Source organism: Terrabacter sp. NPDC080008, from assembly GCF_040702505.1.
In the GTDB taxonomy this organism is placed as follows: domain Bacteria; phylum Actinomycetota; class Actinomycetes; order Actinomycetales; family Dermatophilaceae; genus Terrabacter.
On the sequence record NZ_JBFBLC010000001.1, the window covers coordinates 871,794 to 891,517 of the forward strand.

A 19,724-nucleotide genomic window follows, 5' to 3' on the forward strand; every position below is an offset into this window, starting at 1 on the left:
ATTCTTACCCCGCGGCGTACAGAATCGACGTGGATCCGGGAAACCGGGCGCCCCGGTCCGAGCTCAGCGGGAGGTGGCCCACCACTTGAGCAGCAGCGCGAGCACGATGCCCCAGACGACAGTGAGGACCAGACTGATGCCGATCGCGAGCAGCGCGGGCGCCCGACCGGCGCGCTCGCGGCGGGCGAGGCTGAGCCCGGCGAGCGCGAGCCCGAGCAGCTGCGGTAGGAAGACGAACCCGAAGACCACCGCCGACAGCGAGGCGACGACCGCACCGCGCGCCAGCGGCGCCTCGGTGGCCAGCCGCGGCAGCGTCGCGTCGTGGGGACGATCGGGCTCGCTCACGCGTTCAGCCTAACGATGAACCCGACGAATCCGACCCTCGCGACGCGGCCGTATGCCGTCCGCCGGGCTTCGCGGCCAGCGCTCGCCGGGGGCGCCGGCCTCCTTGTCGCCCTGGCGCTCACCACGCTCGGCGCCTGCAGCAGCGCCGACCCCACGCTGTCCGACCTGCCGTCCGACGTGGCGAGCGCACGTCCGACCATCTCGGCGGAGGAGGCGAGGTTCGTCCTCGCGGCCGAGAAGCTCGGGGCCAAGGTCACCGGGTCCTCGGTGGATGACGACATCGAGACCGGGACGACCACCTGCTGGGCCTTGAAGAACGGCGGCGTGAGCCTCGGCCAGATCGCCGTCGACGGCGACGACCGGCCGCTGCCCAACACCGGCGACGGGCTGCGGACCAAGCAGCTCATGGCCGCGGGCGTGCAGGCGTTCTGTCCCGACTACGATAAGCAGGTCTCGCAGCTGAAGCTGCCCTGACGCGTCGAGGCGTCCCAGCGGCGCCACCGGCCTAGGGTGTGCGCATGACGACAGGGGTCACGACGGCGCAGGCTCCGGTCGTCGCTCCCTCCCGCTGGCGAAGGCTGCGCTTCGGACTTCTCGCCGGGGTCCTCGCGCTCTTGGGAGTCGGCGTGCTCGTCGCCGACTGGCCCTCGACGCTGAGCGACCTCGAGGCCGCTCTCGACGCGGGCCGGGTGGATGCTGTCCGTGTACGCCTCCGTCGTGCAGGTCAGTGCGGCATCCGGCCGGGCGCAGGGTGCTCACCCGGGCAGCGAGCAGGTCGTCGGCAGTGTCGAGGTGCTGCTGCGTACGGTCAACCAGTCGGTCACGGTCACCCGGGTCGACCGTGGGATCGCGGACACAGGGATCGGTGGATGGCGCTTCCCCGGCTGGTACGCCGCTGGGCTCCTCCTGGCGTGGGCTGCCGCTCTCGTGCTCGTGGCCTACGGGCCCGAGCCGTGGTGGGCCACTCGGGCCGCCTGGACGTGGGGGCTGCTGTCGCCCGCCGCCGTCGCGGTCGTCCCGCTTCTCCTGCTGCTCTCGGGTCCGCCGCCGGGCGTGACCTCGGCCGGAGTCGCCGGGCGCCGCGTGTGCGGTGGCCTGGCCTTCGTGCTGCTGTGGCTCCTCGGCCCCGCCGTCGTGCGCGCGTGGTCGGGCTGAGCCGACCCTGCGTCTAGCTGACCTTCGGGCGGGTCGTCCACTCGCCGAACCGGCCGCGCCGGTACTCGAGCGTCGCCTCCTTGACCACGGCCTCGGCGTTCTCCTCGAGGGTCTGGCAGCCCGGGCAGCAGACCTCGACGAGCAGTCCGTCCCGGAAGATGCCGTTCCAGTCGCCTCGGTGCGTTCCGGTGGTGTTGCAGCGGGTGCAGGTGTACGTGGGTGCTTTGCCCATGTCGGCCGACGATAGTCCGAAACCCTGGAGCAGCCCCGCGCGGGTCACACCTCGGGACGAACGTGTCCGCACGTCGGAATAGCCAGGTCCGTCGCGCCCGTTGGCACCCACGTGAGTCCTGCCCCGAAAGCCCAGCTGAACATCCTCGACCTCGTGCCCGTCCTCGACGGCGGCACCGCCGGAGAGGCGATCGCCTCGACCGTCGAGGTCGCCCGCCACGCGGAGAAGTGGGGCTACCAGCGCTACTGGATGGCCGAGCACCACAACATGCGCGGCGTCGCGTCCAGCTCGACCGCGGTGCTCATCGGCCACGTCGCCGACCACACCGAGTCGATCCGGGTCGGTGCCGGCGGCATCATGCTCCCGAACCACGCGCCCTACGTCGTCGCCGAGCAGTTCGGCACTCTCGCCACGATGCACCCCGGCCGCATCGACCTCGGCCTCGGCCGGGCCCCCGGCACCGACCCGTTCACGACACGGGCGCTGCGCCGCAACGAGGCCGCCGCGATGAACTTCGCCGGTGAGGTCGAGGAGCTCATCGGCTACCTCGGGGACCCCGAACCCGACGCCAAGGTGCGCGCGATCCCGGGCGAGGGCACGCACGTGCCGATCTGGATCCTCGGCTCGAGCCACGGCGGCGCCCAGGTCGCCGCCGCCCTCGGCCTGCCGTACTCGTTCGCCTCGCACTTCGCCCCCGCCGCCCTGATGAGCGCGCTCGAGGTCTACCGCTCGCGCTTCACGCCGTCCACCGAGCCCGGCGGTCTCGACGCTCCACGCACCATGGCCGGGATGAACGTCATGGTCGCCGACACCCAGGCCGAGGCGGAGCGCCTCTACACCAGCGTCCTCGCCCGCTTCCACAGCATCGTGACCGGCCGTCGTGGTGGCGTGACGAAGCCCGAGGGTGACATCGACAGCCTCCTCTCGACGTGGAGCCCGGCCGAGCGGCAGGCGGTCGCCGACATGACCCGGGTGTCGCTCGTCGGTACGCCCGACACGGTGCGCGAGGGACTCGCCGGCTTCGTCGAGGCGACCGGCGTCGACGAGGTCATCGTCACCTGCGGCGCGTACGACACCGCCGACCGGCTGCGCACCTACGAGCTGCTCGCGGACGCCTGGCTCTGACCCTCCCGTCACCTCTGAGAGGCTGCACCACATGAGCGAGAGAGACCCCCACGACCTGCGCCGCGTCACCCTGACCCGCGACAGCGTCGGCCGCTACACGGTCCGCAACGACCGCGGCGGCTCCATCACCACGAGCTCCGGCACCGACGAGCTCTCCCCGGTCGAGCTGCTGCTCGCCGGGATCGCCGGCTGCACGGCTGTCGACGTCGACACGGTGACGACCCGCCGGGCCGAGCCCGAGCAGTTCGAGGTCGAGGTGACCGCCGACAAGGTGCGCGACGAGCACGGCAACCACCTGCAGGACATCGAGGTGCGCTTCCGCGTGCGCTTCCCCGACGGCGAGGGCGGCGATGCCGCCCGCGAGATGCTGCCCAAGCTCGTCCAGCGCTCGCACGACGAGTGGTGCACGGTCAGCCGCACCGTCGAGCTGGGCCAGAAGGTCACGACCACCATCGAGTGACGCCCCGAGCACGTATGCCGTCCGCCGCGGTCCGCGGCGGACGGCATCCGCGCGTCCTGGCTCAGTGACGCACGACGACCTTGTCGCCGACCCGCACCTTGAAGAAGAGTGACTTGACCTGGGCGCGGTCGGCGATGTTGACGCAGCCGTGGCTGCTGCTGGCGTAGCCGAGCCGGGCGAAGTTGGACGAGTAGTGCACGGCCTGCCCGCCGGAGAAGAACATCGAGTAGGGCATCGGCGTGAAGTACAGGTTCGAGATGACGTACTCGTACTTGCGCGACACCCGGAACGTGCCCTCGCGCGTCTCACGACCGGGTCCACCGAAGCGTGCCCACATCACCATCAGCGGCTTGCCGTTCACGACCCACGTCAGGGTGCGGGTGGGCTTGTCGACGCACATGACCCGGCCGACGCGGCACCGCTTGTCGAGCGACGCGGCCGACGGCATGAGGGGGCGCAGTCCGGCGTAGTAGCGGTGCTTGTCGAAGGTGCCGGGCGTGTAGGTCACGGCCCGCAGCCGCGCCCACGTGCGGGAGTCCACCACGCCCGACTGCGGGAGGTGGTACGCACGCTGGAAGGCGAGCACCTGCTGGGCCAGCCCCCAGCCGTAGCCGCCGTTGGCCGCATACGGCCAGAGCCCCTTGGCCGAGAGGCGGCGCTGCAGCTCCTTGATGTTGGCCGCCGGCGAGGTGCGCGTGATCACGACCGGGGTCGCGGTGCGGGCGACGAGCCGCGACCACGTGCGGGAGTCGACGACACCCGACTGCGGGAGCGCCTGACTGCGCTGGAAGGCGAGCACCTGCTGGCCGAGACCCGTCCCGTAGGCGCCGTCGACGGCATGGGTCCACAACGGCGGCTTGAGGGCCGCGAGCCGTGACTGCAGGTCGGTGACCTTCGTGCCCCGGCTGCCGGCGGCGATGACGACCGGGGTCGCCGTCTGCTTGACGAGCAGGGTGCGGGCAGCAGCCGTCAGCTCGGTGCCGTTGCCGGGCAGCCGGTTTGCGGACAGGAAGCGGGCGAGGGCAGTGGCCACCCCGGCATCGAAGACACCGTCGACCGTGCCCGACGGGCGGCCCAGCACCGCGAGCCGGGCCTGCAGGTCCTTGACGGCCCAGCCGGTGTTTCCCATGCGCAGGACGACGGGGCTGGCCGGGACGGTCTGCGTGGGCGTGGGCGTGGGCGCCGTACTCGAAGGACTGCTCGAGGTACTGCTCGAGGTGGGAGACGGTGCGGTCGAGGTCGGCGCCGTGCCCGAGGCCGATGCCGTGGTCGTCGACTTTGTCGAGGTGGGCGCCGACGCGGTTGCCGTCGTCGTGGTGGTGGACGGTGTCGGTGTGCCCGTCTGGTCGTCGGCGTGTGCGGCCGGCGCCATCGCGGTGAGCGCGACGAGCACGAGCCCGACCGTGACGCCACCGACTGCCTTGCTGTCCATGCGGATCGTCCTCATGGTGCTTCCCCTGGGTCCGGCCGCACGACGGCGGCGGTGGATCGCGCGAGCGCGCGCTTCAGTGTGGCAGCGCGAGCCCTGTCCGGCGCGCCCAACCACTACCTGTGATGCGCGGGGCGGCAGGAAAGTTTTCGGGGGATCGTCGACGGGATCGTCGAGGGGAGTGAGGTGCCTCTGCTCGAGGTGGGCAGCTCAGCGGCTGGGCAGCTGCCGCACGGTCAGGATCTGCTCCGCGCGCCCCACCGGCCCCTGCTCGTCGTGCAGGGTGGTCGAGGTGATTCCGAGGCCGCTCGGGCCCATCGTCACGGACGTGTCGAAGCCGACCCAGCCGCGTACGGGCTCCCGGAAGAGGTGGACGGTCAGGTCGACGTTGGGGAACATCCACTCCCTCGGGGACACCCGCACGGCGATCCCGTTGGCGGTGTCGACGAGCCGCACGAGATCGGCTGTCGGAGAGCAGTGCTGGCCGTCGAGGAGCGGGTTGCGGGCTCGGATCCAGGCGCGTGTGCGCCCCGGTCGCCGCTCCGGGTCGACGCGGAACTCCAGGCCCTCGATGTAGCCGCCCTCCCAGGTGTCGGCCCCGCTCCACGGCTCCATCTCGTCGGGACCGGGGATCGGCGGCAGCTCCACGCCGGCCACGGCCCGCGAGTCGTGGGCCGCGAGGCGCCAGGCATGGGCGCGCACGACGGCGCGGTCGTCGACGAGCATGGTCGCCTCGACGAGCTCGATCGTGCGCCCGGGCCTGGTGGTGCGGACCTCCACGCGGCTCTCGCGGGCGGGGATCATGCCGAGGATGTCGAAGCTGAAGCGGGCCGGCTGCATGCCCTCGCGTGGCTCGTGGAGGTCGATCTCGTGGGCGAGGATGCCGCTGACCGGCGCCATGTGCTGCTCGTCGTCGCGCCAGGCCCCCTGCACGTGCACGGTCGGTGCGTAGCGACCGGGGCCGAGCCGGCGGTAGAAGGCCGCGGTGTCGCGGTCGAGTCCGAAGATGGTGCTGTTGCCGGTGTCGCTGGTCACGCGCCCACCCTAGGAGCCGCCCGGTCGGGCTCCCGACCGGGGAGGGCCGCTCACCCCTCCTGCGGGCCCGAGTCCTCCGACAGCTCGAGCCCGAGGTCGACCATGCGGACCAGGCGAGGGGCGAGCTCGTCGACGGCGCCGGGCGGCAGGTCGCGCAGCGGACCCTCCAGGGCCAGCATCGCGAGGCCGTGCACCGCCGACCAAGCGAGCAGCTCCGCGCCCGGGCGCTGCCGCTCCGAGAGGACGCCCGTCTCGAGCATCGCGTCGAGCGAGTCCGAGAGCAGCTGGAAGGGCGTGCGCCCGCTCTGTCCGGCCGCGTCCTCCGACGCGGACCTGCTGAGGTCGACGGGGACGGCGAAGGCGGTGCGGAACAGGCCCGGCTCGTCCATGGCGAAGCGCAGGTAGCCGACGCCGACCGCACGGAAGCGCGCCCGTGCCCGGGCGGCGGGGTCGAGGTCGTCGGCGACGGCGTCCATCGCCGCGCTGATGACGTCGGCGGCGCGGGCCTGCGCGCGAGACACGACCTCGCCGAGCAGGGCGTCACGGTCGGTGAAGTGCCGGTAGGCCGCATTGGCCGAGACGCCGACGCGTCGCGTGGCCTCGCGCAGGACGACCTTGTCGGGGCCACCCTCACGGGCGAGGTCGAGGCCCGCCTCGAGCAGGGCGCGTCGCAGGTCGCCGTGGTGGTAGGTGTCCCGGGCCAGGGGCGAGGCAGCCGCCGACGCGTTGTCCGACGCGGTGTCGGGCCGGCTGGCAGCGGACGGGCTCACAGCCCCATCATGCTCCGCCGTGGCGCCGACGCCAGGGGCGCCCTCAGAAGCCGAACCGTCGGGCCGTCTCGCGCACGGCCTCGGCGGAGGCCCGCAGGCCGGCGAGCTCCACAGCGGTCATCGGCACCGGGATGCGGTCGCCGACGCCGCCGGCGTGGACGATCGCAGGCACGGACAGGCAGACGTCGCGGATGCCGTGGTAGCCCTGGAGCAGCGATGAGACCGGCAGGACCCGCCGCTCGTCGTAGAGCACCGCCTCGACGATGCGGGTGGCGGCCAGGCCGATGGCGTAGTTGGTCGCACCCTTGCCCTCGATCACCCGGTAGGCCGACTGCACGACGTCCGTCGCGATGCGGTCGCGGGCCGGCTCGTCGAGCGCGCCATGGCCGTCGGCGGCGCGCCACTGCAGCAGCGGCACCGAGCCGATCGTGGCCGAGGACCACAGCGGCAGCTCGGAGTCGCCGTGCTCGCCGACGACGTACGCGTGCACGCTCTGCGCCGCGACCCCGGTGTGCTCGGCCAGCAGGAAGCGCAGCCGGGACGAGTCGAGCACCGTGCCGGAGCCGAACAGCCGCTCGGGTGGCAGACCTGAGACCTGCAGCGCCGCATACGTCACGACGTCGACCGGGTTGGTGACCATGACGTGCACGGCCTCGGGCGCGACCTCCACGAGGCGCGGCAGGAGGGCGCGCACGATGCCGATCGTCGACCCGGCGAGGTCGAGCCGCGACTGTCCCGGCTTCTGCTTGGCGCCCGCGGTGAAGACGACGACGTCGGAGTCGGCGAGCACGTCGACGTCGTCGGAACCCTCGACGTGGGCCATCGGCACGAACTGGATGCCGTGGCTCAGGTCGAGCGCCTCGGCGCGCACCTTGGCGGCGTTGACGTCGAACAGCGCGACGGACTGGGCAACGCCGCGCATCAATGCGGCATACGCCAGCGTGGCGCCGACGGCTCCCGCGCCCACGATCCCCAGCTTGGTGCGACGGCGCCGGCGCGTGTCGTCGGCGAGTGCCTCGACGGTCATGGTGCGGTGCTCCTCGTCTCGGCGGCGGGTGGGCCCCACGCTAGCGGGGGCCCATGCCGCGGCGCCTCACGCCGGCGCGGCGAAGAGCTCGCCCAGGCACTCCTTGAACATCGTGGTGTGGGCCTCGACGTCGGCGGCCGTCGTCGCCGGGCTCATCAGCGCCATGTTGTGGAACGGGGTGAGCAGGATGCCGCGGTTGAGCGCGTAGAGGTGGAGGTACTGCTGCAGCTCGAAGTCGTCGGCGTCGTGCGCCTCCTGGCCGTCGTGCGAGGGGCGGCCGGAGAAGTTGTACTCGGCCCGGGCCCCGAGCCGGGTGACGTGCCAGTCGGCACCGACCGCGTCGATGCCGGCCTGGACGCCGTCGGCCCATGCGTCGGCGAGCGGCACCATGTGCTCGAAGGCCTCGGCCGTCATGACCTGCTCCAGGGTGGCCTTCATCGCGGCCATCGACAGGCCGTTGCCGGCGAGCGTGCCGCCGATGCCGCCCACGTCGATGTCCTCGAGCTCGACCGAGCGGGCGATGCGGTCGGCGATGTCCTGGCTGAAGCCGAAGGTGCCACACGGGATGCCGCCACCGATCGACTTGCCGATGACGAGCATGTCCGGCTCGAGACCGTGGGCGGCGGTGTAGCCGCCCGGACCGGCGCAGATCGTGTGCGTCTCGTCGTTGATCAGCAGTGCCCCGTAGCGGGTGGCGAGCTCGCGCACGCCTTCGTTGTAGCCGGGGTCGGGCAGCACGATGCCGATGTTGGTCAGGGCCGGCTCGACGAGGACCGCCGCGACGTCGCCGTGCGCGAGGGCCTGCTCGAGGGCGTCGAGGTCGTTGAACTCCACGACGCGCGTCGTCTCGGAGGTGTCCACGGGTGCGCCGATGTTGCTGCGCCGGTTGACGGTCGAGCCGTCCGCGCCCAGCGTCGCGAAGGCCTCGTCGACAGAGCCGTGATAGCACCAGTTGTGCACGACGACCTTGCTGCGGCCGGTCAGGTGGCGGGCGTAGCGGATCGCATGACGGTTGGCGTCGGTGGCCGTCAGGGTGAACTGCCAGTAGGGCAGGCCGAATCGCTCGGCCAAGCCGGTCGACACGGCGATGGCGTCCTCGGTGGGCAACATGGTGGTGATGCCGCGCGAGAGCTGGCGCGTCACCGCCTCGACGGTCGGGGTGGGGGAGTGGCCCATCATCGCCCCGGTGTCGCCGAGGCACAGGTCGACGTGGTCGATGCCGTCGACGCACGTGAAGTGCGCGCCCTCGGCGTGCTCGACGAAGACGGGGAAGTCGCCCGGCCACTTGACCATCCAGCTCATCGGCACGCCGCCAGGCATGTGGGCGGCGGCCTGCTGTGCCAAGTCGCGGGACCTGGGCCGGGCGGCCGTGAAGGCGGCCCGCTCGCGGGCGTGCAGCTCGGCCAGGCGGGTGCGGTCGACGGTACTCATGCCCAGATCATGCCCTGAGCCGCGCGACAGCGGAAGTGGTTGTCTGAAGTCTGTTTGACCACTGATTCCGAAGACCGTGGAAGGTGGTTCCAGTGAAATGGCACGATCTCCGCTCGTCCAGGACAGGCGGAGATGGCATGATCCCGGCCATGCCCTCCAGCGGTTACCGCGGCCTCAGCCTCTGGCACGACACGATCGGCGACATCGCCCCGCGCCCCGGCCTGGACGGTGACGTCGAGGTCGACGTCGCCGTGGTCGGGGCCGGTTACACCGGGCTGTGGACGGCCTACCACCTCGTCTGTGCCGACCCCTCGATCCGCGTCGCCGTGGTCGACAAGGAGGTCGCCGGCTTCGGCGCCTCCGGGCGCAACGGCGGCTGGTGCTCCGCCCTCTTCCCGGCCTCGCTCAAGCGGATGGCCGCCGAGCGCGGGCGCGACGCCGCGGTCCGGATGCAGCGGGTCCTCAACGAGACGGTCGCCGACGTGGGCCGGCTCGCGACCGCGGAGGGCATCGACTGCCACTTCGACCAGGGTGGCTACCTCGCGGTCGCGCGCAACCCGGCGCAGCTCGAACGGGTCCGGGCCGAGGTCGCCGACCATCGCAGCTGGGGCTTCGGCGAGGAGGACCACCGCCTCCTAGACGCGCACGAGGTCACCGCGGTCGCGGGGGTCAGCAAAGCGCTCGGCGGCTCGTTCACGCCGCACTGCGCCGCGATCCACCCGGCGCGCCTCGTCCGCGGCCTCGCCGACGCCGTCGAGCGGCGCGGCGTGCGCATCTACGAGCAGACCACCGCCGTCGACGTGCGCAGCCGTCGCGTCGTCACGGCCTCCGGGACGATCCGCGCCGAGCACGTCGTCCTGGCCACCGAGGGCTACACGCCGACGGTCTCCGGGCGTCGCCGGGCCATCGCTCCGGTCTACTCGCTGATGACGGCGACCGAGCCGCTGCCCGAGGAGACGTGGGCCGAGATCGGCCTCGAGAACCGCACGACCTTCGCCGACAACCGGCACCTGACGATCTACGGCCAGCGCACCCGCGACGGACGGATTGCCTTCGGGGGCAGGGGCGCTCCCTATCACTATGCGTCCAAGGTCTCCCCGCGCTACGACCGCGACGAGCGCGTGCACGCCACCCTGCGTCGCATTCTCGTCGAGCTCTTCCCCGTGCTGGACGGGGTCGCGTTCACGCACGCGTGGGGCGGCAACCTCGGCGTGCCCCGCGACTGGTTCCCCTCGGTGCGGCACGACCGGCACACGGGCCTCGCCTTCGCGGGTGGCTATGTCGGCGACGGGGTCGCGACGTCGGCCCTGGCGGGTCGCACCCTGGCGGCCATGATCCGCGACGACGACCCGCACGACCTCGCCTCGCTGCCGTGGGCCGGCCGCACCTCGCGCAGCTGGGAGCCCGAGCCGCTGCGCTGGCTGGGCGTCAACGCCGTCACCGCCCTGATGACGTCGGCCGACTGGTCGGAGCGTCGCACGGGTCACCCCTCACGGGCCGCCTCGGCCTTCTGGTCGGTGCTCGGCCAGTAGCCCGGCCGCCAGCCCGGCCGGCAGCCCGGCCGGTCGGCGACGAGGGCGTATGCCGTCAGGCCGGGACCGCGGTGAAGGCGCCGTCGGTCAGCAGCGGCACCACGTCCGACCCGTCGACCTCGGCGGCGATCTCCACGTCGCTCACCCACCCCTGCTCGACCAGCTCGCGCCCGCTGGCGCACTCGCGCAGCGACTCGGCCACACGCACCTCGACCGCCGACCAGGCGGCGCCGGCGGCCTCGGCCTCCGGGCTCAGCAGGAGCGGGCCGCCGCGGTGCTCCAGCGCCGCGGCGAGCGCGGCCACGACCGCCCCGGCACCCCAGAGGTCCTCGACCGCGGGACGCAGGGAACCGTCGGGCCAGCGCTCACCGGCCGGGACGACGACGATCGCCGGTGCGGCGCCGCCTCGGGGCGTCGACTCCAGCCAGCGCACGAGCCACCGGGCCACGGCGGCGCGGTTGCGCAGCGACGCCGCCACGACGTCGGCACCCGCCCCGGCCAGCACGGCGCTCGTCGTCGACCCGTTCGGTGACGGCAGCACGAGGCTCTCGAGGCGGCCGGCCGCCCGGATCGATGCCGGCGAGAGGCTGACGCCGCCCCCGTCCCGCGTCGCCGACCGCGGCCCGGCCAACGTCGCGCCGAGCGACGCGGCATACGCCTGGGCGGACTCGTCCTTCCAGCGGTAGGGGTGCACGCGGGTGCCCGCGTCGACGGCGACCGACACGCAGGTGGTGAAGCTCAGCACGTCGACGACGACCGCGCACACGCGCGAGCCGGCCGCGACGGCATACGTCGTCAGCGCTTCGGCGGCGTCGGCTCCCCACTCGAGACGGACGACGTGACGGTCCTGCGAGTGCCACGGCTGCACGGCCCGAGCCTACGGATTCGCCGTCGTGGGCGTGGCGCTCGTCGACACCGACGTCGGGAGGGGCGTGGGCTGCGTCAGGCGGACGTGGTCGGCGAAGTGCAGCATCACGAACCCGGCGACGAGCAGGAGGGCGGATGCGACGAGAGTCAGCACCTTGGCACGCCGAGACCCGAGGTCGTCCGGGTGGGTCTGCTGTCCCATGTGCGCCTTTCGTCGACTCGGCGAGGCGTACGTTACGCGTCCGGCCGCCCTTCGGCGCGCCCAACTGGCTCTGTTCCTCAACGCAGAAATGGCACACGCCGGCCTCACCCAAGCGCCTGGTCGGCATCCTGATGTTCAAGCTGCGGCCGCTCCCAGGGCTCGGTGCTGGCCACCAGGCGCACGGTCGGACGATCGCTCTCGCCGCACGTTGTGCCTGGCTGTCGAGCGAGAATGGCGGCGTGGAAGAGGTGGAGGTCGTCGTCGCCCACCAACAGCGCGCGACCCTGCGCGTTGGAGATGTGTTCCTGAAGATCGACCCCGACCGAGACCGCACCGACGTCGAGGTCGCGGCGATGGCCATGGCCCCGGTCCCGACCCCGCAGATCCTCTGGCGCAAACCGCCCGTCCTCGCGCTGGCCGCCCTCCCGGGGACGAGGCTCGGCCACCTCGGTGAGCCATCCACCGCATCCCCAGCCGCGTGGGCTGCGGCAGGTGCCGCCGTTCGGGCGCTGCACGACGCACCGCTGCCGACGTGGCCCAGCCGGAACCTGACGGAGATTGCATCGGGCCTCGCCGACGAATGCGAGTGGCTCGTCGCCCATCACGTCCTTCCCGCGAGCGTGGTGGCGCGCAACCGCCGACTCGCCGAGACGGCGCTGAGGCCGTGGACCCCGGTTTTCATTCACGGCGACCTCCAAGTCGACCACATCTTCGTCGCCGGTGACGACGTGACCGGCGTCCTCGACTGGTCCGAAGGCGGCCAGGGCGACGCGCTGTTCGACCTGGCCACCCTCACCCTCGGACATCCGGAACACCTCAGCGACCTCGTCGCCGGTTACGGCAAGGACGTCGACATGGATCTCATCCGGGCGTGGTGGTCGATGCGATGTCTGAGTAATGTCCGCTGGCTGGTCGAGCACGGCTACGGGTCGCCCGAGACATTTCCCGAGGTCGCTGTGCTGCGATCGGTGCTGTGATGCTGCCTTTGTAGGCGCGCTCCTCGAGGGCGGTAACCGACAAGGGACGTTCGCTGGCGAACGGGGTTTCTGGGGAGCTCGGGGTCAGGGCGCGCCGGTCGCCGTCCCCGGCGAGTCGTCGAGGGCCGCGACGAGCCGCGCGGGTGCCGTGCGGCGGTAGGAGGTGTCGACGAGCTCGGCCACCTCGGCCCAGTCGACACCCTCCACGCCCTTGGGGTTGCGCAGGTCGAGCATGAGCCAGCCGTAGGGGCCGTAGTAGCCGGGGACCACGAACCGGTCGTCCTCGAGCAGCGCCGGCCGGTCCACCTCGTCCGGCAGCACGATCAGCGCCTGGCGGTAGGGCTCGGGGTCGTGGTCACCCTTGACGACACCGCCGTAGATCGCGAAGACCTTGCGGGTGAAGAAGTTCGGTCGTCCGTGGGAGACCTTCTCCGCGGCGCCGGGCAAGGCGAGGCAGATGGACCGGACCCGCTCCAGGTAGGGGTCGGAGCCGTCGAACATCGTCGGGTGCGCCACCGGTCCACGGTAGGCGAGAGCGCCCCCGCTGCGGTGGGATCAGGCCCCGCAGGCGCCCCCGCAGCCACCGGCGCCGCAGCCGCCGCCACAGCCCCCGCCGGCGGCGACGGGCTCGGGCACCTCGTGGCGGTGCTCCCAGGCGGTCTCGAGCGCCTGGGTGAAGACCTCGGGCGGCTGGGCCCCGGACACGCCGTACTTGCGGTCGAAGACGAAGAAGGGCACCGACTCGATCCCGAGCATCTTGGCCGTGGCCTCGTCGCTGCGCACGTGGTTGCCGTAGTCGTCGGAGTCGAGCATCTCGCGCACCTGCTCGCCGTCGAGACCGATCTCGGTGGCGAGCTGCACGAGCACGTCCCGGTCACCGACCGCGAGCCCGTCGGTGAAGTAGGCTCGCATCAGCCGCTCATGGGCGGCGTCCGCCAGCCCGTGCTCCGCGGCGAGGTGCACGACTCGGTGGGCGTCGAAGGTGTTGCCGTAACGGGCCTGCTCCCAGTTGAACTCGAGCCCGAGCTCGGCGGCCGCGGCGGCCATCGAGCGGTGCTGGGCGACCGCTTGATCGCGGCTGGTGCCGTACTTGGTCGCAATGAGCTCGACGAGCGAGTGAGGCGACACCGCTTCGGCGCCGCGGTCCAGCTCGAAGCTGTGCCACGTCACCTCGACCTCGTCGGCGTGCTCGAAGCTCGCGAGCGCGGTCTCGAGCCGCCGCTTGCCGAGGTAGCAGAACGGGCAGACGATGTCGGACCAGATGTCGATCTTCACGGTCGTGCAACCTACCCGTGCCCGCGCGTGTTCCCCGCATCGCGCGAGGCGTCCGTCACGCTCCGGGGAGGGGGGCGTATGCCGTCAGCCGGCGCGGGCGACCCGCCGCAGGATCGCTGCGGCTGACTCCGCGTCGCGGGTCTCGGGCAGCCAGTGCCCGGCGCCGAGCTCGACGAACTCGTAGTCGGAGCCAACGTGCTCGCGGGTCAGCTCGGCGGCGGTGCGGCCGAGGAAGGGGTCGAGGGAGCCCCAGACGTACGTGGCGGGCACCTCCACCCGGCGGGCGCCGACGTGCGAGCTGCGCGCGGCCCGGTACCAGTTGATCGGCCCGGTGAGCGCGTCGGCGCGAGCCAGCCGGGCGGCATACCTGCTCTGGTCCTCGGCCGGGAGGCCCGAACGGGTCAGCAGGGAGTGGAAGCCCGCCGCGAAGCTGTGCTCGGGCAGCCAGGGGAGCTGGAAGGCGGCCATGTACCAGGACTTCCGCTTCTGCTCGAGCGTCGCCGTGAGGGCCCGCGACATGGCGGCCGGGTGCGGTGTCGACAGGACGGTGACGGTCGCGACGCGGTCGGGGTGGTTGCCGGCGACCAGCCACGCGATGGCCCCGCCCCAGTCGTGGCCGACGACGTGCACCCGCTCGCGGCCGGAGGCGTCGATGAGCCCGAGCACGTCGGCGACGAGCTCCTCGAGGCGGTAGGCCGCCTGGGCGCTCGGGACGGCGCCGGGGGAGTAGCCGCGCTGGTCGGGGGCGAGGGTGCGCAGGCCGGCTTCGTGCAACCGGGGCGCGACGCGGTCCCAGCTCGTGCGGTCCGTCGGGAAGCCGTGCAGCAGGACGACAACCTCGCCGTCGACCGGCCCCCCGTCCGTGACGTCGAAGCGCAGCCCGTCACGGCTGAAGGTCGTGATCCGCTGGTCCAGGTCTCGCATGGGCTCCATCCTGCCCCGCCGCGGCCAGGGAAACCCGGAGCGGCCGGGCGAGGCCGCGACCTAGGGTTGGGCCATGCCCGACGTGCCGCAGCCGGAGGTCTCACCCTCCCGCACGACCCTCCGGGTGCCCCGCCCGTGGTGGCACCTCTCGCGCACGGGGCTGCTCTTCGGCGCCGCCTTCTTCCTCACCTCCATGGCGCCGAGCCTGCTGCCGCGCACGTGGTACTACCAGGGCATCATCAGCGGGCTGTGTGCCGCGGTGGGCTATGCGCTCGGCGCGCTCGTCGCCTGGGTCGTGCGGCGCGTGTCGCGGCTCGTCGACCTGCGGGTCACCGTCAGCGGCGAGGCGCGGCACTGGCTCCTCGTGGCCGCTCCCGTCTTCGGCGCCGTCGCCGTGCTCGGGCTGACGGTGGCCAACGTGCGCTCGCAGGCCCGCACGGCCGCGGTCGTGAACCTCGACCCGCTGAGTCCGCTCGACTGGGCGCTGGCCCTGGGGCTGGCGGCCGCCATCGCCGTGCTCTTCCTCCTCGTCGCGCGGGGGCTGCGTGGAGCGACGCACCAGCTGGCCGAGGCCGTCGGCCACGTGCTGCCAGGCACCATCGCCACCGTCGTCGCCGTCGTCGTGGTCGCCCTCGGGGCCGCGTGGGTCACCGACAGCGTGCTCTTCCACCGCACCATGCAGGCGTTCGCCGGGGTCGCGGCGCAGGGCAACTCCGAGCCGACGGGCCGGCCCGCCCCCTCCTCGCCGCTGCGCTCGGGCGGACCGGGGTCGCTCGAGTCCTATGCCAGCCTGGGCTACCAGGGGCAGATGTTCGTCACGAGCGCCCCGACGCCGGCGCAGATCACGGCAGCGACCGGTCGCGGGGCGACCGAGCCGATCCGGGTGTACGCCGGGCGCACCGGCGACCGCACCGTCTCCGACGTCGCCGACGCGGTGGTGGCCGAGCTGCGGCGCACCGGTGGCTTCGAGCGGCACGTGCTGGCGGTCATCACCACGACGGGCACCGGGTGGGTGGACGACTGGTCGGCGCAGTCCATCGAGTACCTCAGCGACGGCAACAGCGCGATCGCCGCCATGCAGTACTCCTACCTGCCGAGCGCCATGTCGATGATGACCGACCGCGACACCCCTCGCGAGGCCGGCAAGGCCCTCTTCGACAAGGTGTATGCCGTGTGGCGCACCCTGCCCGAGGGGCGCCGTCCGCAGCTCGTCGTCGGCGGGGAGTCGCTCGGCTCCTACGGCGGTCAGGCCGCGTTCGCGGACGCCCGCGACATGCTCGCCCGCGCGCAGGGCGGCGTCTGGGTGGGCACGCCGAGCTTCACCGACATCGTGGCGCAGCTGACCGCGTCCCGCACGCCGGGGTCCCCCGAGATCGTCCCGGTCGTCGACGACGGCCTGCACATCCGGTTCGCCGCCAGCGGCGACCAGCTGACCCACGACTACTACGGCCGTGACTACGGCGTCTGGGACTTCCCGCGGTTCGTCTATGCGCAGCACCCGTCCGACCCCGTGGTCTGGTGGAACCCCGCGCTCCTCGGCGCGGAGCCCGACTGGCTGCGAGAGCCGCGCGGCCGCGACGTCAACCCCGACGTCACGTGGATCCCGTTCGTGACGTTCTGGCAGCTGACCACCGACATGGCGGTGGGGCACGACCCGTCCGACGGCTACGGCCACCGCTACGGTCCCGAGCTGGTGCCCGCGTGGGGCTCGGTCCTCGGCGGCTCGCCGACCGAGGACTACTCGAAGGTCATCGCCGGCATCGAGAAGACGGTCAACCGGGTCGCCTGACCGGTGGGCACGCCGGCTGCAGCGGCGCCGTGCCGGTCAGCAGCCGGAACATGGCGGTCAGATCGGCGCAGCCGTGTCCGGCAAGCTCCTCCGCGGGCGGCGCGTCGCCGGACAGGCCCCAGGCCAGCACATCGGCCGCCTGCTCGATGCCGCGCCGGCTCCAGGGCACCGCGCCGCCGTCCCAGGCCGGAAGACGCATCCGAGCCACGAACTGCTGCCGGAGCGAGGTGTCGATGTTCTGCCAGGTCCAGGCGTGGGCCAGCTCGTGCAGCAGCACCGAGCGCTGGAACGTCGTGGCGGCCTGCTCGACGGTGAGGCACAGGAAGACGTGCGCGCTCGCGTCGGACTGGGTGGCCAGCCCCCACGTGCCGCCCGTGCACTCCTGCGGATGGGCCTCCGCGCCGAACGCGACGAAGGCGACCTGAGGCGCCTCGAGGCCGGCGTCCGGGAACCGCGCCATCGCCCACCGGACGAGCTCCTCGGCCTGCGGCGTCCCGTTGTGCAGCTCGACCAGCCGACCGGCCGTGGCCACCGACCCGGTGACCTGGTCCTGTGGCGGCGCGGGGATGCGGGCGTGGGCCCACCACCCGTCTGGCAGTCGGTCCGTGTCGACGCAGCGCCGCAGCGACGCCACGTCGTGGTAGCGGCGCTCGGACACGATGCGGCCGTCCTCGATCCGCAGCCGCGCGAGCACGCCCCCGGGGCAACCGGCCCCCTCGTCACCGGCATACGCGACGTACGCGTGCAGGTGGCTCTCGTAGTCGCCCCAGTAGCCGTAGAGCGCGGGGCCGCCGCCACCCGGGACGGAGTCCAGCCGCAGTGGTGCCCCGCCGTGCCCGGCGGCCCAGGACGCGATGGCCGCGCGGCCCCGGAGCCGCACCCCCAGGACCGAGTCGAGCACCGTCGCGTCGTCGGCGTAGAGGGCGCCGACCGCGGCGGGGTCCCGGCCGGACCACGCCGCGAGGTAGCGGTCGACGAGGGGCCGGGCGGAGAGCAGGTCGTCGCCGTACCAGAGACGTCCGTCGTAGACGCGGGAGCGCAGGTACTGCAGCGAGGCGGCGTGGACGGTCTGCGTCACGTCGCCGTCGCCGTCGACCTCCGACGCCTGCGCCTCGTCCCGGCGCGCCGGCGGGCCCCCGCCGGAGGGCCGGTCCAGCTCGTCGCCGGGGAAGCGGTACTCCACGACGACGCCGGAGACGTCGACGAACGAGCGGCCCATCGTGCCCTCCTCGAGGGTGTCCCCGAAGCTCGCGGTGAGGAAGTCGTCGACCGCGGTGCGCCCCCGGATCGGGCCGCGCTGGTTGCAGCACAGCAGGAGCACCGAGCGCGGCGAGTCGAAGCGGACAAGCTCGGCCACGGACCGGTGTGCCGCGCCGTCCCGGGCCGCGACCCACTGCAGGGCCTGCTCGGCCCACGGCGGGTGCTGGCTCGAGCCGGTCAGCAGGAGCAGGACCGACGCGGCCACAGCCGCGAGCACCATCGCTGCCCACCGTCGACGTCGCGCTGCACCCCCGCGCATGTCCCGACCGTGCCCCGGCGGCCGGTCGCCGTCCTAGGGCCGAACGTCCCCGCGGGCGCGTGCGCTGTGTCTCACGGCTCACCTAGGCTCGGCGGGTGCCAGCGCAACGTTTCCACGGACGCATCGCCGGGGCGGGCTCGACCTCCGGCGTGCGCGTCGTCGTCGGGTCGTGGCAGCACAGCCCGCTCGGGTCCTTCGGCGACGCGATGGTCGAGACGCCCTCCGGGCACCGGGTGCTGCTGGCCCCCAGCGCCCCCGTCGCGGAGTTCATCGAGGCGACCTACCGCTTCGACGAGGTGCGCCTCGAGCCGATCACCGTGACCTCCGGCCCCCGAAACTGGCACGTCACCTCCCCGTCGCTGGCGCTCGACCTCACGGTCGGAGGGCGTATGCCGCTCGGCCGGCTCCTGCACGCCGTGCCCCGCCGGCTCGCCGCGAGTCCCGCCTGGGCGACGCTCGTCGACCCGCTCGCCCACCTGGTCCTGCGCGGCGTGCGCACCCGCGGCACGGCGCTCGCCGGCCGCCGCGAGTACTACGGGGCCACCGACCTGCACGCGGTGACCGTCCTCGAGGGCAGCTTCGACGGGCGGCCGCTCGGGAGGCTGGCGCCGGTCGACCCGCCCTGCCACTTCGGGTTCTCCTCGACCCCGCGGCGCCCGTCGGTGACCACGGTCGTGACGACGGTCGTCACCAGCGCCCACCCGGCAGGCGGGGCGGCTCAGCCGGGGAGAGCCCCGAAGCGGGCGACGTAGTGCCACACCCGCTTGAGCGACTGCCCGTCGTGCCCACCGGCGCGTGACGCGGCGCCGATCAGCTGCGGCGTGAGGACACCGTCGACCGCGAGCGCCTCGCCGAGGGCGACGAACTCCGCGCCGCGGTAGTCGGGGTGGGCGCGCAGCGTCTCGACGCCGAGCCGGTAGCCCGGGTGCCACTCCACGAGGACGCCCATCCGGGCTGCGTCCGCCTCGACGTCGGTGCCGCGGTAGCCGGGATCGAGGACGAGCGCCTCGACGTCGGCGGCGAGGTCGAGCACGCCGTGCACGTGCGCCTCGACGTAGTCGTCGAGCGGGTCGTCGGGCAGGACGTCCAGCGGGTGGTCCGCCTCGAGCGGCGGAAGCGCGAATGCCGCCGCCGTGCCGAAGTGCTCGGGCTCGAAGACGCTGTCCGGGAAGCAGAACGTCGTGCGCTCGAGCGTGTGGGCGGCGAGCCGCAGGTGGGCCGAGCCGAAGCGGGGAGCCCCGCCGTGCGGCCGCCGGTGCAGGTCGAGTGCGCCGTACTTCGGCCGCAGCGCCGGCTCCGCGGCGTCGTAGGCGCGGCCGAAGAGTCTGCTCTCCCACCGCCAGCGGCTGCCGCCGGGGTGCGCGGTGAGGCCGCCGTTGCTCGTGCCCGTCTCGAACTGGGAGCGGTAGACGCCGTCCTGGGCCATCACCGCGAGGATCGGCTCGCCCCGCACCAGCCGGTCGGGGTGGAAGTTGAGCGTCACCCGCAGCGCGGGGTCGAGGGGCGCCCCCGACGCGAGCCCGCGGACATGCGCGAGCGCCCGGCGGACGGCATACGGCTGGGTCACGGGAGGATCCTCACACGGAGGCTGCCGCGATCCGCGCAGGAGCGGGTACGTCTGGGCAATGGG

Annotated in this window: 22 protein-coding genes; 8 read left to right on the plus strand and 14 right to left on the minus strand. The window is 73.1% G+C overall.

The window, feature by feature from the left end; genetic code table 11:
• Positions 1–63: 63 nt before the first annotated feature.
• Positions 64–345 carry a hypothetical protein gene (locus tag AB0316_RS04040; RefSeq protein WP_366270661.1) on the minus strand — a complete coding sequence of 94 codons (282 nt, stop codon included), beginning with the start codon at positions 343–345 and terminating at the stop codon, positions 64–66.
• A 15-nt stretch (positions 346–360) separates the two neighbouring features.
• Here AB0316_RS04040 and AB0316_RS04045 point away from each other — a divergent pair, with 15 nt between their 5' ends.
• Positions 361–819 carry a hypothetical protein gene (locus AB0316_RS04045; RefSeq protein WP_366270662.1) on the plus strand — a complete coding sequence of 153 codons (459 nt, stop codon included), beginning with the start codon at positions 361–363 and terminating at the stop codon, positions 817–819.
• Between the two features lie 228 nt (positions 820–1,047).
• The gene (locus AB0316_RS04050) at positions 1,048–1,500 is read left to right on the plus strand and encodes a hypothetical protein (RefSeq protein WP_366270664.1); all 453 of its coding nucleotides are present in this window, start codon (positions 1,048–1,050) and stop codon (positions 1,498–1,500) included.
• 13 nt (positions 1,501–1,513) lie between these two features.
• On the opposite strand, the gene AB0316_RS04055 is transcribed toward AB0316_RS04050, so the two are convergent.
• Positions 1,514–1,732 (minus strand): hypothetical protein, encoded by a 219-nt coding sequence (locus AB0316_RS04055; protein ID WP_366270666.1) that lies wholly within the window; start codon positions 1,730–1,732, stop codon positions 1,514–1,516.
• Positions 1,733–1,843: 111 nt separating this feature from the next.
• Between AB0316_RS04055 and AB0316_RS04060 the strand changes: the two genes are divergently transcribed.
• Together AB0316_RS04060 and AB0316_RS04065 are read left to right on the plus strand one after the other, a co-directional pair.
• A complete protein-coding gene (locus tag AB0316_RS04060; protein ID WP_366270667.1) occupies positions 1,844–2,857 on the plus strand; it encodes an LLM class flavin-dependent oxidoreductase in 1,014 nt (337 codons plus the stop codon).
• Between the two features lie 31 nt (positions 2,858–2,888).
• Positions 2,889–3,317: an OsmC family protein gene (locus tag AB0316_RS04065; RefSeq protein WP_366270669.1), complete on the plus strand. Its 429-nt coding sequence runs from the start codon at positions 2,889–2,891 to the stop codon at positions 3,315–3,317.
• Positions 3,318–3,378: 61 nt separating this feature from the next.
• Here the strand turns inward: AB0316_RS04065 and AB0316_RS04070 are convergent, their stop codons facing one another.
• From AB0316_RS04070 to AB0316_RS04090, 5 genes are all read right to left on the minus strand, one after another.
• The gene (locus tag AB0316_RS04070; RefSeq protein WP_366270671.1) at positions 3,379–4,749 is read right to left on the minus strand and encodes a peptidoglycan-binding protein; all 1,371 of its coding nucleotides are present in this window, start codon (positions 4,747–4,749) and stop codon (positions 3,379–3,381) included.
• A 207-nt stretch (positions 4,750–4,956) separates the two neighbouring features.
• Complete coding sequence (locus AB0316_RS04075; protein WP_366270672.1) at positions 4,957–5,781, minus strand: thioesterase family protein; 825 nt, start codon at positions 5,779–5,781, stop codon at positions 4,957–4,959.
• A 50-nt stretch (positions 5,782–5,831) separates the two neighbouring features.
• Positions 5,832–6,551 (minus strand): TetR/AcrR family transcriptional regulator, encoded by a 720-nt coding sequence (locus AB0316_RS04080; RefSeq protein WP_366270674.1) that lies wholly within the window; start codon positions 6,549–6,551, stop codon positions 5,832–5,834.
• A 43-nt stretch (positions 6,552–6,594) separates the two neighbouring features.
• The gene (locus AB0316_RS04085; RefSeq protein WP_366270675.1) at positions 6,595–7,578 is read right to left on the minus strand and encodes an L-lactate dehydrogenase; all 984 of its coding nucleotides are present in this window, start codon (positions 7,576–7,578) and stop codon (positions 6,595–6,597) included.
• 66 nt (positions 7,579–7,644) lie between these two features.
• Positions 7,645–9,009, minus strand: coding sequence for an aspartate aminotransferase family protein (locus tag AB0316_RS04090; RefSeq protein WP_366270677.1), 1,365 nt, complete (start codon positions 9,007–9,009; stop codon positions 7,645–7,647).
• A 149-nt stretch (positions 9,010–9,158) separates the two neighbouring features.
• Here AB0316_RS04090 and AB0316_RS04095 point away from each other — a divergent pair, with 149 nt between their 5' ends.
• The gene (locus tag AB0316_RS04095; protein WP_366270678.1) at positions 9,159–10,541 is read left to right on the plus strand and encodes an FAD-dependent oxidoreductase; all 1,383 of its coding nucleotides are present in this window, start codon (positions 9,159–9,161) and stop codon (positions 10,539–10,541) included.
• Between the two features lie 55 nt (positions 10,542–10,596).
• Here the strand turns inward: AB0316_RS04095 and AB0316_RS04100 are convergent, their stop codons facing one another.
• On the minus strand, positions 10,597–11,409 hold the full coding sequence (locus AB0316_RS04100) for a 2-phosphosulfolactate phosphatase (RefSeq protein ID WP_366270679.1): 813 nt from the start codon (positions 11,407–11,409) through the stop codon (positions 10,597–10,599).
• Positions 11,410–11,418: 9 nt separating this feature from the next.
• Positions 11,419–11,610 carry a hypothetical protein gene (locus AB0316_RS04105; RefSeq protein ID WP_366270680.1) on the minus strand — a complete coding sequence of 64 codons (192 nt, stop codon included), beginning with the start codon at positions 11,608–11,610 and terminating at the stop codon, positions 11,419–11,421.
• A gap of 131 nt (positions 11,611–11,741) precedes the next feature.
• On the opposite strand from AB0316_RS04105, the gene AB0316_RS04110 reads away from it, so the two are divergent.
• Complete coding sequence (locus AB0316_RS04110; RefSeq protein WP_366270681.1) at positions 11,742–12,587, plus strand: phosphotransferase; 846 nt, start codon at positions 11,742–11,744, stop codon at positions 12,585–12,587.
• A gap of 84 nt (positions 12,588–12,671) precedes the next feature.
• Here the strand turns inward: AB0316_RS04110 and AB0316_RS04115 are convergent, their stop codons facing one another.
• The 3 genes from AB0316_RS04115 to AB0316_RS04125 all read right to left on the minus strand — a co-directional run bounded on the left by AB0316_RS04115 (position 12,672) and on the right by AB0316_RS04125 (position 14,786).
• Positions 12,672–13,103: an MmcQ/YjbR family DNA-binding protein gene (locus tag AB0316_RS04115; protein ID WP_366270682.1), complete on the minus strand. Its 432-nt coding sequence runs from the start codon at positions 13,101–13,103 to the stop codon at positions 12,672–12,674.
• Between the two features lie 39 nt (positions 13,104–13,142).
• Complete coding sequence (locus tag AB0316_RS04120) at positions 13,143–13,862, minus strand: DsbA family oxidoreductase (RefSeq protein WP_366270684.1); 720 nt, start codon at positions 13,860–13,862, stop codon at positions 13,143–13,145.
• 84 nt (positions 13,863–13,946) lie between these two features.
• Entirely contained in the window at positions 13,947–14,786 is an 840-nt protein-coding gene (locus AB0316_RS04125) for an alpha/beta fold hydrolase (RefSeq protein WP_366270685.1), read from the minus strand.
• A gap of 73 nt (positions 14,787–14,859) precedes the next feature.
• Here AB0316_RS04125 and AB0316_RS04130 point away from each other — a divergent pair, with 73 nt between their 5' ends.
• Positions 14,860–16,575 carry an alpha/beta-hydrolase family protein gene (locus AB0316_RS04130; RefSeq protein WP_366270686.1) on the plus strand — a complete coding sequence of 572 codons (1,716 nt, stop codon included), beginning with the start codon at positions 14,860–14,862 and terminating at the stop codon, positions 16,573–16,575.
• Here AB0316_RS04130 and AB0316_RS04135 read toward each other — a convergent pair.
• Positions 16,559–18,094, minus strand: coding sequence for a nuclear transport factor 2 family protein (locus tag AB0316_RS04135; RefSeq protein WP_366270687.1), 1,536 nt, complete (start codon positions 18,092–18,094; stop codon positions 16,559–16,561). The genes AB0316_RS04130 and AB0316_RS04135 overlap by 17 nt on opposite strands.
• A 95-nt stretch (positions 18,095–18,189) precedes the next feature.
• On the opposite strand from AB0316_RS04135, the gene AB0316_RS04140 reads away from it, so the two are divergent.
• Positions 18,190–18,846 carry a hypothetical protein gene (locus AB0316_RS04140; protein WP_366270688.1) on the plus strand — a complete coding sequence of 219 codons (657 nt, stop codon included), beginning with the start codon at positions 18,190–18,192 and terminating at the stop codon, positions 18,844–18,846.
• Here the strand turns inward: AB0316_RS04140 and AB0316_RS04145 are convergent.
• Positions 18,813–19,661, minus strand: a complete 849-nt coding sequence (locus AB0316_RS04145; RefSeq protein WP_366270689.1) for a DUF3626 domain-containing protein — start codon at positions 19,659–19,661, stop codon at positions 18,813–18,815. The genes AB0316_RS04140 and AB0316_RS04145 overlap by 34 nt on opposite strands.
• Positions 19,662–19,724 lie beyond the last annotated feature (63 nt).

Excerpts from the sequence above, each read along its gene's own strand:
- AB0316_RS04045 (WP_366270662.1), top strand. The coding sequence starts at position 361 with ATGAACCCGACGAATCCGACCCTCGCGACGCGGCCGTATGCCGTCCGC.
- AB0316_RS04055 (WP_366270666.1), bottom strand. The coding sequence starts at position 1,732 with ATGGGCAAAGCACCCACGTACACCTGCACCCGCTGCAACACCACCGGA.
- AB0316_RS04065 (WP_366270669.1), top strand. The coding sequence starts at position 2,889 with ATGAGCGAGAGAGACCCCCACGACCTGCGCCGCGTCACCCTGACCCGC.
- AB0316_RS04070 (WP_366270671.1), bottom strand. The coding sequence starts at position 4,749 with ATGGACAGCAAGGCAGTCGGTGGCGTCACGGTCGGGCTCGTGCTCGTC.
- AB0316_RS04085 (WP_366270675.1), bottom strand. The coding sequence starts at position 7,578 with ATGACCGTCGAGGCACTCGCCGACGACACGCGCCGGCGCCGTCGCACC.
- AB0316_RS04090 (WP_366270677.1), bottom strand. The coding sequence starts at position 9,009 with ATGAGTACCGTCGACCGCACCCGCCTGGCCGAGCTGCACGCCCGCGAG.
- AB0316_RS04095 (WP_366270678.1), top strand. The coding sequence starts at position 9,159 with ATGCCCTCCAGCGGTTACCGCGGCCTCAGCCTCTGGCACGACACGATC.
- AB0316_RS04105 (WP_366270680.1), bottom strand. The coding sequence starts at position 11,610 with ATGGGACAGCAGACCCACCCGGACGACCTCGGGTCTCGGCGTGCCAAG.
- AB0316_RS04110 (WP_366270681.1), top strand. The coding sequence starts at position 11,742 with ATGTTCAAGCTGCGGCCGCTCCCAGGGCTCGGTGCTGGCCACCAGGCG.
- AB0316_RS04125 (WP_366270685.1), bottom strand. The coding sequence starts at position 14,786 with ATGCGAGACCTGGACCAGCGGATCACGACCTTCAGCCGTGACGGGCTG.
- AB0316_RS04130 (WP_366270686.1), top strand. The coding sequence starts at position 14,860 with ATGCCCGACGTGCCGCAGCCGGAGGTCTCACCCTCCCGCACGACCCTC.
- AB0316_RS04135 (WP_366270687.1), bottom strand. The coding sequence starts at position 18,094 with ATGCGCGGGGGTGCAGCGCGACGTCGACGGTGGGCAGCGATGGTGCTC.